A 14395-nucleotide genomic window follows, 5' to 3' on the forward strand; every position below is an offset into this window, starting at 1 on the left:
AAGTCTTAAAATCCCTGTTGTTTTCTTCTGGTATCCATAAACCTTTCAACAACCTTGGCCATAGCAATTGACTCTTCAGCTGTAAGCTTAAAGTCGTGGCCTCTGGTGCCATTTATCTTGGTCAAAAACTCTGCTATCTCATATCTAAAGCCGTCGTTACCCACAAATCCAGCTTCATAGTGGTCAACCTTACTAGGATCCTCATATCTGACATCAAAGCTCTTAATAAGCCACCATGGTGACTGTGCCAAAATATATCCCTTGGTTCCTGCTATTACAAGCTGACCTTCTGACTTAACACCAGCTCCTGTCTTGGATGTAGCAAGGCCGTGCTTGTACTTAAACTCAACCTTGGTAAAAACGTCTATTCCACTCTCTCCAAGGATAGAATCAATCTTGAACTCCTCGTAATCAAGGCCCATGAGCTTAAAGATTGGAAGCAGGGTATAACTTCCATACTCCATAAACGCTCCGCCATACTTGGCATCTGACATCTCACGGGATGCTGGATCACCGATTCTTGTAAAGCAAGCCTCTATATCACAGATATCACCTATTGTTCCGTTTTTGGCAACTGTCAGAAGCTGCTGGAATCCAGGAAGATACGCTGCTCTGATTCCTTCCATCAGGACTACCTGTTTCTCTTTTGCAAGAGCATATAGCTCAACCGCCTCGTCGTAGGTAAAGGTCATAGGCTTCTCACACAGAACGTGCTTGCCTGCATCAAGTGCTGTTCTGACATACTCTGCGTGAGTTTCATTAGGTGACGCCACATAGATAGCATCTACGCTATCAAGAAAGCTCTCATAATCGTCGCAATATCCATTTATGGTGCAGACCTGCATGAATTCGCTCAGATTCTCAAAATCCGGATTATAAGCTGACACCGCCTCTACACCAGAAACGTAATTGATCTCTGAATAGAAACGTCTGGCAACTCTTCCAGTACCCACTATTCCAAGTTTGATAAGCTTCTTCCTGTCCTCTCTTAAAAAAGATGAAGATATATTAGGGGTCCTCTCAAGATAAACAACGTTGCAATACTGCTTCAAATAATCAAACTTACCAGTCCAGTCAGAGCCCAGCACAAAAGTATCGATGTCATACTTCTGAATATCTTCTATCTTCTGCCCTTCATGGTCTTCAACAATGATCTCGTCTGCAAAGCCAGTCTTTCTGACGTTTTCTATTCTAGTCATGATAGGGTCAACTAGATTAAGCTTGCCCCTCTGACGATCAAAATGTTCAGTTGTAACACCCACTATAAGGTAATCTCCAAGCGCCTTTGCGCGCTCCAAGATCTTATAATGACCTTCATGAAACAGGTCAAAAGAGCCATAGGTTATGATCTTTTTCATAATCATCTTCCCCTTTAAAAAATCACATCCACTTTATAACGCCAATTCCCATCCATTTATCAGGAAACTTCGAAAACTCTACTATCTCTTTGTCTTTATTTAACTCTTTTAATTCTCTCCAGCCCCGAACTGTTCCGCCATCAAGCTCATCATACTCATGTCCAAAAACATCATGAAATACGGTCAACTTTGTTGCATACTGACCTACATTTCTGTAGTCCTCCATAACTGCGCCGTAGGAGTGATCCGCGTCAATGAAACAATAATCATACTCCTGTCCTTTAAAATCAGCAGAAGTATTAGGTATTCTCTTACGAATAGCAGGTATCAGCTTAGAAATCTCATCGTAATTAACCAGTCCATCCTCGATATCTACCATTTCATACACAAGATCTGGATTATTTCTGTACAAAAGAGCTGCCATCACATAGGAGCTGCTGCCTTTGTATACTCCAACTTCAATAGCCTTCTGGCATTTGAGCTTACTTAGATACAAGCAAAAATCCACAAACTCATCTGGAACCTGCAATATTCCGCAGCTGCTGTATCTAACTCCTGTCTGAGGCTTTTTTACCAGCTTAAAGAATGGGAAAAAGCCGTATTCACCAAGCTTATTAAAAAGCCACTCTCTATCTGCGATCTGTCTATCACTAGCTTCAAGCAGGTCCTTAATGACCTTAACCTGATCAGATAAAATCTTGCTATTTCTATCTCCAATAAGACTTCCAAGGCCTCCTAACACCTCTTTTTCAGTAGGTATCCCAAGTTTTTCCAGCTCAGCCCTTACATCTGCTTCATCCACACCAAAATAAACCACCATATCGTGAGGCTGATTAAACGCATCTTCTACAGAGCTTCTGCGCCCAAATATCTCTTCTTCCTCTGGAAAAAACTTAACCTCTGCGACAACTTCTACATCTCCATCAGCTATCAGTGAGTAAAGCTCCCTCTGGCTATCGTAGTCACTATATGAAAGTCCCCATGTTATTATCTGCTTCATGTAACCCCTCTCAGAACTTGTAGTTTTCTAGCAAAACAATCTTTTCTTCCCAGTAGGAGCGTGTTTCCTCTCCCGCAAGTTCTGTCAAAACTCTGATATATAAATCTCTTATCTTCTCGGATTTGAGTACCACCTTATCCGCATTCACAACAGCTGGCTGCTCAATAAATGTCTTGAGCGAAATCGCCACTGGATCTGTGTCACTTACAGGATCTATTACGTCAAAGCATGGAATATAAACCAGCTCATCTGTGTATTTTAAAAGTTCCTCAGAATAAAGCTTATCAGGAACAGTCATACTATAGCTCTCGCCATCGTAAGGCACCTGAATCACGATCACATCAGGATGGCCGCCCACAAGATCAAACTCATCAAAGCTTGTAAAATGCTCATCTGCCATGAAAAGGTCTCTCTCATCATGCCTTTCGCCAACATTTCCATTATGATCACAGTCATAGAATGGAATTGGAATCACGTAAGCCTCAACATCCTCATCAGACACTGCCTTTCTATAAAGTGGTCTCATGCTCTCCCACCACTTAGCTCTGCAAGGCAGGAAAAGAACTGTTTTCTTACCATTTTTCTTTTCCTCAATGAGCTTTTCTATAGTAGCTGTCATTTCGATATTCTTTTGTAAAAGAGCCTCAGCATCTGCGCTCTGTCCCTGACTTGCCGCAGCTTCAAGCCCTGCGCGGGTATTCTCCAAAAGCTTAAGGGAGCTCTCAAGCTCATTAATCTGCTTTGGATGCTTTCTCTTTACGTCAAAACTCTGCTTATCAAGGGTATATCTAAATGGATTATGTCCTAAGTGTTGCCTGAGTGATTCTTCCTGCTCCTCATATATCGGATAATTATGAACTGCAGTTCCTCTTTTTACAGTCATGTAATCGCCATAGTATATTCTAAGAAGCTGATCATATTTTTTAGGCGCATACACATAAGTGTTTTCAAATGGGACTAACACATTCTCCTGATATATTTCAATTGGAACATTCGCCCAATTTTCTGTAATCCACACATACATTGATGCCACTTCTTTTGCATCTGCATCCCTGCACTCCCTCAATATCTGGTCCAAAAGAAGTGCAAGTTCCCTTATAATCCCGTTATCCCTATGAATCTTTAAGCCAATTTCTTTCTCAATCTGTAATAAAGGAGCATTTATCTCGGGAGCATCTATCCCTTTTGAATTATATATGCTGACGGCTTCCACTATTTTTTTCCCTCTTCTTTGCCTCTCAAGCTCCTTTTCCTTGTCATTGTAGAGTTTATCCATAGGAAATATATCAACCCCAACAACATAAGGACATCCATAAAACTTATCCAAATGTCTGGCATCGTAATTGATCGTAACACCGTTAGTAATGCGTCCCAGAGCCAACGTATACTCTTGCTCATCTTGAACAGTCAGAATTTTATAATTTTCCGGAAGTTCTTGCCGTGCATACTCAAAAAAAAGCTCCCAATCATCCCTCAGCATAGATATATCCAGATCATCATCCCATGGAATATAGCCTTTATGACGTACTGCTCCTATAAGCGATCCCATATCGATATACCACTTTATCTCATGTTTTTCACATATTTTGGCTATTTCAGAAAGCACAACTAATTGCGCAGCCCAAAAACGCTTCATCATTTCCGGAATATAAAATCCATCTCTTACTTCGTCATAAAAATATTCAGGTGAGAAAGTAAGATTACATAATTCAGCCATAACAATCTCCAGATTTGTATTATCAATCATTGTATTCGCAGCAATTAATACTTAGACCGGCATCTCCACATAAACAGGTAATTCTACACTTATCACCTATATACGTGTCAGCCATAGAAAGAACAGCATCGATTTCATCAGTATTTGGATCCTCTAGTAAAAGCAATTGATCATTTTGCTTGATAGCTTCCAAAAAAGCTATGTAATCATTTTCTATATTCAATTTGCTCCTTTTGAGGAATTCCAATAGTCCTTTGGAGGCAAAAACAAAAATTCTGGTATTTTCTTTATCGTAATCGTTAATCAATTTCGTCAGTTTATCAATCTCTCGGTAAGAATTATTTAAAAGACCTGTAGCAGATATTCCTATAATTACAGTTTCGGTCTTCTCCTTTGCATCTACAGAAAAAAATTCTGCTATTTTATCAGGTATTTCTCTGTGCATTACCTTAAATACTGTCCTCTTGATAAGCTTTATACTTTCACTAAAACCATCAAAATATTTAGTAATTTGTTTTTCATCTTGTAGAAATTCTTCTGAATCAAGTTCTGTATATAATTTGTAAATGTCTCTGCAGTACTTATCTAAATACTTTGTAAGCTCAGACTTTTCATCAATATATTTCTCAACATATTTTTCTATTTCAAACGTAAAATCCTGTATTTGGCCTAACAAACTCTTGGCAATCGCAATATTTTGCTCTTGAATTTTGATCATAGTCTCGCTAAATGCTTCTTGAAGTGTATTAACAGAATCTACAACCTTTTTCTTTTCTTCTGAATATAAATATAATTCGCCAATATCCCCCCCTACCAAAACGTTTACTTCATCTCTAAAGAAGGGATATTCATGTCCCGCCGCTCCTCTTACGGGCATCATATAATCTTCACCAAATATATTACTTAGTACTTCTTTATATTCTTCAGGCACAGTTATGGTAGTCATTTCAAATGGTAATTCGCATGTTTTTTTATAACAATGCTTGGGTCTGCATTTCCAAATACCAAGCGGAAGTTTGGGGCAGTATTCTACTCCAGCAGCATCCTCTTCCCTGCAGCTTTGAGCAATATTATCAACTATTAAGCATAATTGGTTTCTTAGAGGCTCTTTTTCATTTAAATCACAAGTCATATTCCTTTTGACTAGTATCTTTTTTAACATCTGAATATTTTCATACAGTTCATGACACCTATAATTATCTGTAATATCTTTAATTGTTATCAGGCTACCACCAAATTGCTCATTTTCTATATCCACAAGATCATATACACACTTATAAGCAAGACAATACAATTCACCATAAAATTGCATAGCTTCTGCATCACTTGGATAATAGTCCAAAGGAAAAACATCTACTGAGCATATAAATGGACAACCATGATATTTCTCCATTCTGTCAAAATCCCATTCAAGAATATCCGCTCTTTGCGTAACAACTGCATGAAAGTTATAAAAAGTATCTGAACTGTATATGCTTCTGACACACAAATCTTTATCCATTTCATCACAGTGCGCTAAAAAGCGATTATAGTCATCTCTTAACATTGCTATATCTATATCATCATCCCAAGGAATAATCCCATTATGCCTTGCTGCACCCAAAAGTGTTCCTACTTCTGCAAAATATGTAATATCATACTTGTTACAAAGATTTCTAACTTTATCAAATATCTCAAGTTGAGAGCCCCAGGTTCTTTTCATTGTTTCACTGACGAGAAAGCCTTCTCTCACTTCATCTTTAAAATAATTATCTGGAAAATTTAACATATTTGCCCTTTATGCAGATTTTTTAGAATATTTTTCTTTTTTGCATTAACCACGGTACTTTTGATAAAATTATACCATACATTAGGCATAATTCAGGAGATTATGATGCTTGAAATATCAGAAGATTTTTTCAAAGAAGAATATCGTGACGGATTTTATATTCCCAGCTCAATGAAAAAGACATGGGCAATCCAACTTGGCGTACTAAGTGAAATACTAGATTTGGCCCGCAAATATGATATTCCAATTTGGATGGACTGTGGCTCATTGTTGGGAACAATCAGGCATAAAGGTTACATTCCATGGGATGATGACATCGATCTGTGTCTCATAAGAGATGATTACATGAAATTTCTCCAAATATTGAAGGAAGAACTTCCTGCCAATCGCAAAGTGTACAGCTTTTATACCACAAATGATTATCACCTCCCGAAAGCATTTGTCTGCAACAGAGAAAACATTGACATAGGCATCAGCTCCAAAGAAGAAGCTATAACTCAAAGTATGTTCAACTGCCCTTACTGTTTAGGTGTTGATCTTTTTCCTCTTGATTACATTCCAACAGATCAAGCGTACTGGGAACAGCTGAGTAAGTTATACATAATTGCCTATAACATTGGGATTGACTATGATTCTTATTTACAATCAGGCGAACTTGATTCATTTTTGAACATGCTAAAAAGTACTCTGAATCTTTCATCATTTGGTGACAACAGCCGAAGTACTGTTTGGAAAATAGCCGAAGCAATTTCTACAATGACCAAAAAGGATGAAGCTTCCTGGATTACCTGGTATCCTGAATATGCTATGGGCGGATCCAAAAGGCGCCGTAGCATCTCTGCCTACTCTGGAACAGTAATAATGGATTTTGAAATGATAAAAGTCCCTGTTCCTATTGGTTATGAGGAGGTCATTCGCGTTCTTTTTGGCGAAGACTACATGACACCCATTAGAGGAACCGCTGGTCATAACTATCCTCTATATAAAAATCAGGAAATGAAAATTCTATATTATAATAGAATAGGCCAGACAGGAGATATCTTTTAAATATGAAAAAAATAGTTTTTTGTCCTTTATCCCCTAATATGTGGGAAGGTTTTCAAACTTTATATGAAGATATAATATCAGACCCAGATAATAAAGTTTGGGTAATTCCTGTGCCAACATATCGGCGTGACTCGGACAATAACTTAAGCGACTGTGAATACAGTCTTGAAGGCTATCCTGCCAATGTCAAAATCACAGAAGTAAATAATTTCAGCTTTGAAACTGAACAACCTGACATAATATATGTTCAAAACATCAGCGACACTGAAACTCTTGGTTTCACAATGCATCCTTTTTTCCATACTACAAATCTCAAAAGATTTACCAAAAATCTCACTTATATTCCATATTCATGCATGAAAGAACCCGGATGTTCCAATCACGAATACCTGGAAAGTATTAGATTTATGCTGGTTCCTTCAGGCTTTTATAATATCGACCATGCAATCGTACAATCAGAAAATATGAAAAGTACTCTCATGCATCTCTTAGCAGGTCAGAGCAAAGCTTTATTCGATGAATGGAACAGTAAAATAACCTGGCAAAGTTATCCAAGGATTGAGATTCTGAAAAGATATAACAAGAAAACTGTCCCACATCCAAAGGAATGGGACAGCTTTCTTGTACACAAAACGACAATACATTTGCTCTGTACATCAGTGCTCGATGTTCTCGAAAATAATCGTAATCTATTTGTGAAACTCAAAGTCACAATGAAAAAATATATCGATATTAAAGATCAGGTACTTCTAATTTGGCGCCCTCATAGAGAAATGATGACTATTCTAAAAATAATGCGTCCTGAATTAGTCGATGAATATGAGGAAATCCTTAATTACTATAAATCTAACAATATAGGAATTTTGGATGAGTCTGTTACCCCAACTGCAGCCATTACCTTTGCAGATAAATACATCGGTGATTCATGCGCTGTAGCTGTATTATTCAAGAGCACAGGAAAAGAAATGGATTTCACATTGTTTGGTGATACATAATTGTCAGTTACGTCTATCACATTCTTTCATGATCTCTATATCTAGCTTAGAAATATTATTCTTAACATATAAATTATTTTCATATGGAATTATTATTACCTTATCTTTTAGTTTGGACAATTTATTTAACATTTTTGTTTCTTTTTCACCCGCGTAGTCAAAATATTTTTTTACCTTGGTCTCATCAGAGCCAATCTGTGCAATCCGGTCATACAAGCAACGATTAATCCCATAAGAGTACACTTTAGTCAATATATACTCTATCGCTTCCTGACATCCCTCATACGCCTCCATATCGTGGCACTTATCGTATACGCCCTCCAATGCTCTATATACCGCATCATAATATTTATCAAGATCACTCATCTTAGTGTTTGATCCCGCCGTATCGCAATAATTATAAAACACCTCTTTAACTGACGCTATGGATTTTGCTTTCAAAAAGGTATATATAAAAATCTCCAAATCTTCCAATGCCGCCATATTTTGCTGCATTCTAACAGGAGGGTCATTTAATATCTCGTTTTTAAAAATCTTAGTTACCAAATAACCATTTGCTGCAATAAGTCTGCTCCTCTTATTATCATCAAGTTCTCCTTCAAGGTCATCAGATACTGTTAAAAGAGCTTTATCTGTTGCTTCACTATAAAAACCAGAATCCACGATATCTGCACCAGTTTCTTTTGCTCTGTTATATAACTTCTCATACATAGTAGGTGCTACATAATCGTCAGCGTCCGCCATCCCGATATATTCACCAGTTGCTGCATCGAGCCCAATACTTCGAGCCCCTCCACAACCTGTATTAATATCAGAATTAATAATCACGACCTTATCTGGAAACTGTGCTTCACATCTCTTCATTATTTCCCAGGTATCATCAGTTGAAGCATCGTTTACCACAATAATTTCTATATCCTCAAGTGTTTGATTAACCAAACTTCCCAGACATCTCGCCAGAGTATTGTGAGCATTATAGGCAGGAATAACCACACTTACTTTTTTCATGTCCTTTACACCTTGCTTTCCGTATTTCAAAAAAGTCACTATATATATTATACTAGTATTTAGAAATGTTGATAATCAAGAGGTTTATATGAATATAATCTTTTACAGATACAAAAGTATATGTGAGCCGGATTTTATTGATGCCTTCTATTCCTTAGGTATAAATGTCATAGAAGACACTGATGGAATGGCTACAAGCCTCACATTAGATCAGAAAATAACAAATCTTGGAAATCTAATCGCCGACAAAAAGCCACTTTTTGTTTTCTCAATAAATTATTATCCATTTATTTCTATGCTATGCGAAAAGCTACACGTATTCTATGTCGCAGAAACTGTCGATTGTCCTGTTTTTGAAATATTTAACACAACAATAAAAAACACTTTCAACAGAATTTTCCTTTTTGACAAAGAACAATATAATCTTATTCATTCGCAGAATCCTGACTGTATTTTTCATTTACCTTTAGGAGCTGCATGCGACCGCGTAAGTACTTTATTAGGAACTACATCCGATTACAAATATGACATTTCATTTATTGGTTCCTTATACAATGAAAAAGATCCTCTTTCCAATGAGCCATCCATTTCCTGCAGTCTAAAATCTACAATTGAATCAATGATAGATAAGCAGCTTGATGACAGCGTATTTGGTTATGACGTTCTCAAAGCAACTTTAAATAACGAAATAATCAACGAATTAAAGGAAATCGATAAAGCATTCTATCCTTCAAACATGAGTGTGTTTGATATTTCTGACTATGTTGCCTTGTGTAATTACCTGTGTCCACATGCAACATATCAGGAAAGAGTAAAAATTTTAAATCTTATTGTAGCAAAACTGCCTTACACAAAACTTGATTTATTCACCAAAAGTAATTGTAATGAATTATCCGACAATATAATTATCCATAATGGAGCTGATTCCTTAAAAGAAATGCCGTTTATCTTTAGGCAAAGTAAAGTCAACCTTAACATAACCACAAGATCAATTACTTCCGGTTTATCCCAACGTATTTGGGATGTATTAGCCTGCCAAGGCTTTCTTATTACTAACTATCAACCTGAAATTGATACATTTTTCAAAGACGGTAAACATCTCGTCACCTACAAAAGTTATGATGAACTTATCGACAAGATAGGTTATTATCTTAGTCATGACAAAGAACGTGAAAAAATAGCAAAACAAGGCTTCGAGGAAGTATGTGCAAAAAGCAAGGTTACAAACAGAGTCATAGAAATGATCAGTACAATCGTAAATCAATAAAGGAATGCCTATGAAAATTTATATAGTTTCATCCAAAAACAGAATAAGTGGAGGTCCTGAGCTTGCCCACCAACTATGTAACGCCATATGCAGATTAACAGATATAGAAGCCTCTATGTGTTATGTAAGTCTAGATTATCCATACGATATTGCTGTTCCCGCAGAGACTCCTAAGCCATATAAAGTCTACAAGACTAATGTTTGCATGGATTTAAATGCGATTGACCAATCTGAAAATGTAATTGTTTTTCCTGAAGGTCTCACCTACAGTATGCAGCATATACGAAATGCTAAGATAGTTATGTGGTGGATGAGTGTAGACAACTACATCGAATCTACACATGAAGAGAACCTGGAGTTTATCAAAAAAAATGTTTTCCTTCATCTGTTCCAATCCTACTACTCAATGGATTATGTCTACAAAACTATACCTAATGCAAAAGGTCTATTCCTATCCGACTATATTAATCAGGAGCATGGAAAGTTTATATATCCTGCAGAATTTAGAGAAAATATTGCTCTTTATAATCCAGCAAAAGGATACGATGCCATCAAGCCTCTCATAGACAAAGCAGATTGGCTTAAATGGATTCCTCTTGTAAATCTGGATCTCCCCCACATGGTCCTCATGATGGAAGCAAGTAAAATCTATGTTGATTTTGGCAAACATCCAGGTAAAGACAGAATCCCCAGAGAAGCTGCTGCTGATGGTTGCTGCGTCATTACGAATAAAAAAGGATCAGCAGCATATAGTAAAGATGTACCAATCCCCGAAAAATATAAATTTGAAAATCCCGCTCAACAGCTTAATGAAATCGAAACCCTTTTACATGATATATGTGACAACTTTGCTATGCATCAGAAGGCATTTGCTCCATATAGAGAATTCATCGCCGGTGAAAAAGAAAGATTCGATAGAGATACTTTAGCATTTATAGAAATGCTTAAGTTTTAATTTCTACGTGTATTTTTTAATAAGTGCCTCTGCCATTTCGCGACATTCCAAATTATATTGAAAATTAGAGCATCTGGAAGTCATAGGTTCAATTGAGGCTTCCAGTTCTTTTTTATCATTTGAATTAAAATATCGTCCTTAACGCTTTCCAGTAATTTTTCAAATGCCTTTATCACATTTCTAGAATCAATATCATATGAAAGTTGTTTACAATTATTGACTCTATAGCCCAATCCTTCAATTCCCAGTTCCTTAATACTAAATGTTCTATCTGTAACCCCTTTTTTCTTTTTTGCATAGATAAAACTCTTATTATTGTTTACAATATCAAGCATCATGAAATTAGCGATACACACCTCCCCCCGATTTTTCCAGGGTTTGCGACATGTCCAATAAAAGACTGTCCCCAAAAATGTCATCTGAATCAAGAAAAATAATATACTTTCCGGTCGCCTGTTTCATACCAATGTTACGACATTTAGCTGGTCCCTGATGCTGATACTGACGCCTAAGTATAAACCTTGAGTCAAAATGTTCAAATGTTTCCTCAATTTGTTTCGTGAGTTCGTCTGAAGAATTATCTTAAATTCATAACTGTTCTCTTATCTTTTCAGGAATTACAGACAAAATCTTCTCTTTATTCTTACCGCTGAAGTAATATGGCTTAAGTGCATCTTTGCTATATGATTTGATCAGATCAGAAGCTGTACAATTTCTTAATGTTGACGTAAAGTAGCGTTCCCAACTAAAGTACTCTTTACTTTCTATATATTCTTCTGGCTTGCTTAGTACATCTTCAATATTGTCAAAATTAACTACTCCAGCTTTTAAAACCATCCATTCAAATGATTCCGGCAAATAAATAGCAAAGTCACTTTGCTTTCTATATGACACAAGCTCACCAACATATGCCCCAAAAGCAGCTCCATCTGCTATAACTGTTATTTCATTTGAGGCATTCGCGTACTCCATAACTTTCTTTATAATGTTCGAATTACCCTCTGCACTAATACAATTAATTCCATCTAAGGAATGTGTATAAAATTGGTAACCTGCTCTTTTATCTTCAACTACTAGTATTTTACAACCCTTTTTTTCATCAGGATCAACTTCTTGGAAATACAGCGGATAGAATTCATGATATATTTTTTCAGGATAGTGATATTTACCTGAAGTACGTATTCCATAAATTTCGCTAACGCTATATGGTAAATAATATAGTGGTTTTCTAGTTATTAGAACATAATAATTTGATGTATTCTGTATAGTTTTCGCAAATTCCTTTGTAAAAATAAATGAATTGCCCTCATCTATAATAATGATAGTATCTTGATATGCCTCAAATTCTTGTTTCCAAAAATCACCACCATTATATGTAACACAAGGCACATCTGATTGGAGCCTTATCCCTGCTGCTTCACCATATCTTGAATTATCACTGACTAATGAAGCTAGAGTAGTTTTCCCAGTGGCACTATCTCCTTGAATAATGGTTATATTCCTTTTTATATCAAACTCATATTTTACTTTATTTGTTTCTAGTAATACATGATGTTTACCCTTCATTGTCAACTCCTTCATGCAAAGCCTTTAAAGCAGCTACCACATAAGCTTTTTCAGTTGTGACGATTTCTCCAGTATTATCTATTTTTATTTCAAATGGTTCTAGTCCCTCAAATTCCATCAAATACTCCAATTTAATCAATACATCTTCCTTTTCCCCTATTTCTAAAAGCCATTTAGCACAATTATTACCACAACTAGTAGCGTCAAAAATCATTTGAGGATTCTTATATATTGAAATAAGTGTCTTTAATCCCCCTGATAAATCTTTTGGAGCAATTGGGCCTAATACTTCACTTACAATCAGCTCTCCACCTTTATAGTCTGACTTATCTATGTCTTTGATCATTTTTTGAACAAGCTGATTCTCAAACCACTCACTATCATAGCTATTATTAAACCACGCGGGGCCATAATATGCTTTCTTGTAATTACCAAAATATATGCTAAGCATTATAATCCTCCAGTTGCTTTTTCAATCATCATAATTAGCTTATAAACATATCTAAAGCCTTATCTAGCTCTTTTAGGCTAGCGTTAAGCGAGACAGCGTAATTTTCCGCTCTTGAATCTGTCATTATTTCTTCAAGGAATTGTTCCATTAGCTTGACATAATTCTCTTTGTGCCTTGCATCAACCCAAAACTGCTTTTGTTCGAAAGAATAACTGTATCCTCCCTGCCATGTAGGACTATCAAATATACTAACTACTTCATCTTCGCTGTTATAATTATCATCCGACACATTTGTATCGCTACCTAATTCCATAATTCTCAGTGCCTTGGATAATACCTTTTTCTTAATATTAAGGTCTTTTTCCAGCATTTTTATATAATTTGAAACATTGTTATCATTCAAAACATCCGTGACAAAATTTTCCAACAGCTGCACGTAATATGGGGTTTCCTTTGCATATTCCCACCATATCATTTCTATATCAAAGTGAAAGCTCCCAGCCTCCCACGGCTTGTACCCGGGATAATGTATAATAGAAGCAGTCTCCATGATGTCTCCATATGTCATTTTCTGATTATGTGCAACTCGCGCAAACATATCATATTTCTTGTAATCAGCATATTTTACTTTTTTCCAGTGCACATAGTTCAATATATCCTGATCAGGCGCCTCCATTTTATAGTTCCACTTGTCCATTGCTTCAAGATAAAGATCAAAGGTATATAATGATCTCATTTTGTTCATATTAAAAAGGATTACACCAGAATTAAAATATCTAAAGCCATGCTTATATGCCTCACTAAACATTTCTCTATGCTTATCGCCGTAGGTTTCAGGTTTGTTTAATCCCCCTTTATCATCACATACTATCATCTCTGCATCATCAAAAGACATATAATAAAATTCATTTATATCATTATTGACAATTATGTCCCCATCAAGGTAAAGCACTCTGTCAACTGTCTTTGGCAAAAGTTCAAACATAAACAGCCTGTAATACATTTCCAAGCTCCATTGGTCATTTCTAGGCATTCTTTCATTCAGTTTACCCTTGTCCACATTAACTGATATCAAGTTAATATCATATTTTTCCAATGAACTCATCATTTTCATGATATCATCATTTTCAAGCTCACTATTTAAAAGGTATGCATCAATATGTTCGGTACTATTAATGCATATTGAAGTCAGCATAACAGTTGTATATGGTATGTACTTTTTGTTGAGCGCCGTTGCTATATTCATTTGTTTTCCCATTCAAA

13 protein-coding genes and 1 pseudogene are annotated in these 14395 nt (G+C 36.1%); 4 read left to right on the forward strand and 10 right to left on the reverse strand.

The features are described from left to right. Window positions 1-5 precede the first annotated feature (5 nt). From BLS24_RS01475 to BLS24_RS01490, 4 genes are read right to left on the reverse strand one after another with little or no spacing between them, the layout of a single operon-like run. A complete protein-coding gene (locus BLS24_RS01475) occupies window positions 6-1358 on the reverse strand; it encodes a Gfo/Idh/MocA family oxidoreductase (protein ID WP_091755460.1) in 1353 nt (450 codons plus the stop codon). A gap of 22 nt (window positions 1359-1380) precedes the next feature. Continuing rightward, window positions 1381-2358, reverse strand: coding sequence for a class I SAM-dependent methyltransferase (locus BLS24_RS01480; protein ID WP_091755462.1), 978 nt, complete (start codon window positions 2356-2358; stop codon window positions 1381-1383). Window positions 2359-2368: 10 nt separating this feature from the next. Continuing rightward, a complete protein-coding gene (locus BLS24_RS01485; protein ID WP_176764301.1) occupies window positions 2369-4075 on the reverse strand; it encodes a LicD family protein in 1707 nt (568 codons plus the stop codon). Window positions 4076-4097: 22 nt separating this feature from the next. Continuing rightward, window positions 4098-5843 carry a LicD family protein gene (locus BLS24_RS01490; protein ID WP_091755466.1) on the reverse strand — a complete coding sequence of 582 codons (1746 nt, stop codon included), beginning with the start codon at window positions 5841-5843 and terminating at the stop codon, window positions 4098-4100. A gap of 102 nt (window positions 5844-5945) precedes the next feature. Here BLS24_RS01490 and BLS24_RS01495 point away from each other — a divergent pair, with 102 nt between their 5' ends. Both BLS24_RS01495 and BLS24_RS01500 read left to right on the forward strand, forming a co-directional pair. Continuing rightward, window positions 5946-6890 carry a LicD family protein gene (locus BLS24_RS01495; protein WP_091755468.1) on the forward strand — a complete coding sequence of 315 codons (945 nt, stop codon included), beginning with the start codon at window positions 5946-5948 and terminating at the stop codon, window positions 6888-6890. A gap of 2 nt (window positions 6891-6892) precedes the next feature. Next, window positions 6893-7885: a hypothetical protein gene (locus BLS24_RS01500; protein ID WP_091755470.1), complete on the forward strand. Its 993-nt coding sequence runs from the start codon at window positions 6893-6895 to the stop codon at window positions 7883-7885. 3 nt (window positions 7886-7888) lie between these two features. Here the strand turns inward: BLS24_RS01500 and BLS24_RS01505 are convergent, their stop codons facing one another. Then, on the reverse strand, window positions 7889-8893 hold the full coding sequence (locus tag BLS24_RS01505; protein WP_091755472.1) for a glycosyltransferase family 2 protein: 1005 nt from the start codon (window positions 8891-8893) through the stop codon (window positions 7889-7891). A gap of 88 nt (window positions 8894-8981) precedes the next feature. Here BLS24_RS01505 and BLS24_RS01510 point away from each other — a divergent pair, with 88 nt between their 5' ends. Both BLS24_RS01510 and BLS24_RS01515 read left to right on the forward strand, forming a co-directional pair. Further along, the gene (locus tag BLS24_RS01510; protein WP_176764302.1) at window positions 8982-10160 is read left to right on the forward strand and encodes a glycosyltransferase family protein; all 1179 of its coding nucleotides are present in this window, start codon (window positions 8982-8984) and stop codon (window positions 10158-10160) included. Between the two features lie 10 nt (window positions 10161-10170). Then, window positions 10171-11115, forward strand: a complete 945-nt coding sequence (locus tag BLS24_RS01515) for a hypothetical protein (RefSeq protein WP_091755476.1) — start codon at window positions 10171-10173, stop codon at window positions 11113-11115. An 80-nt stretch (window positions 11116-11195) separates the two neighbouring features. Here BLS24_RS01515 and BLS24_RS01520 read toward each other — a convergent pair whose 3' ends face one another. The 5 genes and pseudogenes from BLS24_RS01520 to BLS24_RS01540 all read right to left on the reverse strand — a co-directional run bounded on the left by BLS24_RS01520 (window position 11196) and on the right by BLS24_RS01540 (window position 14378). After that, window positions 11196-11453 carry a hypothetical protein gene (locus tag BLS24_RS01520; RefSeq protein WP_091755478.1) on the reverse strand — a complete coding sequence of 86 codons (258 nt, stop codon included), beginning with the start codon at window positions 11451-11453 and terminating at the stop codon, window positions 11196-11198. Window positions 11454-11457: 4 nt separating this feature from the next. Beyond that, window positions 11458-11685, reverse strand: a pseudogene (locus BLS24_RS15610) (glycosyltransferase family A protein); the annotation flags it as partial. Between the two features lie 18 nt (window positions 11686-11703). Next, window positions 11704-12681: a hypothetical protein gene (locus BLS24_RS01530; protein ID WP_091755482.1), complete on the reverse strand. Its 978-nt coding sequence runs from the start codon at window positions 12679-12681 to the stop codon at window positions 11704-11706. Next, entirely contained in the window at window positions 12671-13132 is a 462-nt protein-coding gene (locus tag BLS24_RS01535) for a DUF4869 domain-containing protein (protein ID WP_091755485.1), read from the reverse strand. The genes BLS24_RS01530 and BLS24_RS01535 overlap by 11 nt, the downstream gene beginning before the upstream one ends. Window positions 13133-13166: 34 nt before the next feature. Next, window positions 13167-14378 carry a glycosyltransferase family 8 protein gene (locus tag BLS24_RS01540; RefSeq protein ID WP_176764303.1) on the reverse strand — a complete coding sequence of 404 codons (1212 nt, stop codon included), beginning with the start codon at window positions 14376-14378 and terminating at the stop codon, window positions 13167-13169. Window positions 14379-14395: the final 17 nt, after the last annotated feature.

Origin of the sequence: Butyrivibrio sp. INlla18 (genome assembly GCF_900103635.1) — a bacterium.
Lineage (GTDB): Bacteria > Bacillota > Clostridia > Lachnospirales > Lachnospiraceae > Butyrivibrio.

Coding starts and splice junctions, on each gene's coding strand:
- BLS24_RS01475 (WP_091755460.1), bottom strand. CDS start 1,358: ATGAAAAAGATCATAACCTATGGCTCTTTTGACCTGTTTCATGAAGGT.
- BLS24_RS01505 (WP_091755472.1), bottom strand. CDS start 8,893: ATGAAAAAAGTAAGTGTGGTTATTCCTGCCTATAATGCTCACAATACT.
- BLS24_RS01535 (WP_091755485.1), bottom strand. CDS start 13,132: ATGCTTAGCATATATTTTGGTAATTACAAGAAAGCATATTATGGCCCC.
- BLS24_RS01480 (WP_091755462.1), bottom strand. CDS start 2,358: ATGAAGCAGATAATAACATGGGGACTTTCATATAGTGACTACGATAGC.
- BLS24_RS01515 (WP_091755476.1), top strand. CDS start 10,171: ATGAAAATTTATATAGTTTCATCCAAAAACAGAATAAGTGGAGGTCCT.
- BLS24_RS01490 (WP_091755466.1), bottom strand. CDS start 5,843: ATGTTAAATTTTCCAGATAATTATTTTAAAGATGAAGTGAGAGAAGGC.
- BLS24_RS01520 (WP_091755478.1), bottom strand. CDS start 11,453: ATGATGCTTGATATTGTAAACAATAATAAGAGTTTTATCTATGCAAAA.
- BLS24_RS01500 (WP_091755470.1), top strand. CDS start 6,893: ATGAAAAAAATAGTTTTTTGTCCTTTATCCCCTAATATGTGGGAAGGT.
- BLS24_RS01540 (WP_176764303.1), bottom strand. CDS start 14,378: ATGAATATAGCAACGGCGCTCAACAAAAAGTACATACCATATACAACT.
- BLS24_RS01530 (WP_091755482.1), bottom strand. CDS start 12,681: ATGAAGGGTAAACATCATGTATTACTAGAAACAAATAAAGTAAAATAT.
- BLS24_RS01495 (WP_091755468.1), top strand. CDS start 5,946: ATGATGCTTGAAATATCAGAAGATTTTTTCAAAGAAGAATATCGTGAC.
- BLS24_RS01510 (WP_176764302.1), top strand. CDS start 8,982: ATGAATATAATCTTTTACAGATACAAAAGTATATGTGAGCCGGATTTT.
- BLS24_RS01485 (WP_176764301.1), bottom strand. CDS start 4,075: ATGGCTGAATTATGTAATCTTACTTTCTCACCTGAATATTTTTATGAC.